Origin of the sequence: Schnuerera sp. xch1, from assembly GCF_019931165.1 — a bacterium.
Lineage (GTDB): Bacteria > Bacillota > Clostridia > Tissierellales > Tepidimicrobiaceae > JAIOUP01.
On sequence record NZ_JAIOUP010000035.1, the window covers coordinates 1 to 1944 of the forward strand.

A 1944-nucleotide genomic window follows, 5' to 3' on the forward strand; every position below is an offset into this window, starting at 1 on the left:
ATCTTGAGTTTTGCAGCAAAATCAAAGAATAAAGGCCTATAAGTATTGTAAACACAACGTTTATAGGCCTTTGATAATTACAAAAGAGTGTAGTTCTACACCTATTATTTTTTAGAATTTGCAATTAAGTTTTTGATATCACTTTGTTTCCAAAATCTTTTGGTAATATCAGTATTTAAAATATTTGAAAATGACTTAGAAACATTATCTACATAGTCTAACATATAATAATTTTCATCAAGATAAGTTACGCTTAAATTTTTAATAGAATTAATTAATTCAGAAATACTAAACTCGTAATTAGTTTCTTTTTCTAATAATCTAATTAAAATTAATGCTAAAAAACAAATGAAAAAATGTGCTTCAATATGATCTTTTTTTCTAACATAAACAGGTCTAGATTTAAGTTGACTTTTAGTAATCTTAAAACTTTCTTCAATCTTCCAAAGCCCTTTGTAACGTTCAATAATCTCTCTATCAGGCATATTTAATTCACTGCTGACAATTAAATAATAACCATCATATTTTTCTTCTTCCGCAATTCTATCTTCATCAATATATAAATAATCACCTTTCTCTAAAATTTCACCAGTTTCCCTATCTAAATATTCATCTTTAATATACTTGTAAGCTCCTTTATTCAGACTACCCTTCTTTAATTTAATTAATTTATTAGCCTTATCTAAAACCTTTTGTCTGTCTTTCCTAGCTTTTCTTGCATATTTTTCAGAATAAAAAGCAACTTGTTTTTGTTCAATCTCAACTTGAACCTTTTTCCCTTTAGCATTAGTAATCCAAATATTAGTATTAACAACCCTTGATTTGAATTTATACTCATCGCCCATGTCTTTGTAGCCATTAGCATTTAAAATATAATCTTTTACCTCTTTAGATGAACCTCTAACAGATTTTGAATATATATATCCATTTTTATGTATAACATTGTAAGCAATGTTCTCTCCTGTATTCATACCTTTATCTGCAACAACAATAACTCTACCAAAATTAAAATCTTTTTTCAATTCATCAAGAACAGGCATTAAAGTATTACAGTCATTAGTATTACCTTCAAATAATTTAAAAGAAATAGGAATACCTTCATCATCCATTAACAAGCCCATTTGAACTATTGGATTAGGTCTATGTTCTTTAGAAACTCCTTTTATCCTAAAATTATCTTCATCAGATTCAAAATAATAATTAGTAACGTCATAAAAGACATTATCGAGATTTCTACCATATTCACATCTAATATATTCATGAATATGTAAAATCAAATCCTTTTTGTATTTAGCAAAATAATCTAAAGATCTATACACATCATCAATTGAAAAATCAGAATCCATAAAATATTTTTCTAATAATTCAGTGGACTTCTTTTTTGAACAAGGTTCCATTACTCTTAGAAAACTTAAAGCTTGTAAAATTTTATTCAAAGAAAAATCAATATTTAAACTCTGTTGCTTATTATCTAAAAAATAATCAATATTTAACTTATGATAAATATAACTTAAAACAACAAAACCAAAGTTTTTCCTTAAAACTTCATTATTCTTAACAGATTCTGATTTATCAAAAGAAAACTCTAAGGGAGCATTATTAAGCTTTTCTTCTTCAGTCATTTCTTTAGCTAAATTTTTAAAATGTTCAATAGGATCCTCATAAATATCTTCAAACTCATCTAGAAATCCAATACTTTTTACAGCACGTTGTTTATTCTTTTTAGTAATTGGATCTCTAAATCCTTTAACAATGGACAAATATATGCGACCATTAGGCCTTTTATCTTTCTTTAAAAACATTTGCATCACCCATCTATATTATACCATAGAATAGCATAGAATAGCAGTAAAATATATTAAATTTGACAAAAAAATATCCCTAACCAAGATAGGCAAAGGATTATATTAACTTTATATTGAATTTTTGCTGCAGAACTAAGGA

At 25.8% G+C, this 1944-nt stretch carries 1 protein-coding gene; it reads right to left on the minus strand.

Features of this window, described 5'->3' with window-relative positions; translation table 11 throughout:
* Nucleotides 1-104: 104 nt before the first annotated feature.
* Entirely contained in the window at nucleotides 105-1802 is a 1698-nt protein-coding gene (locus K8M07_RS12470) for an IS1634 family transposase (RefSeq protein WP_223379434.1), read from the minus strand.
* Between the last annotated feature and the right edge of the window lie 142 nt (nucleotides 1803-1944).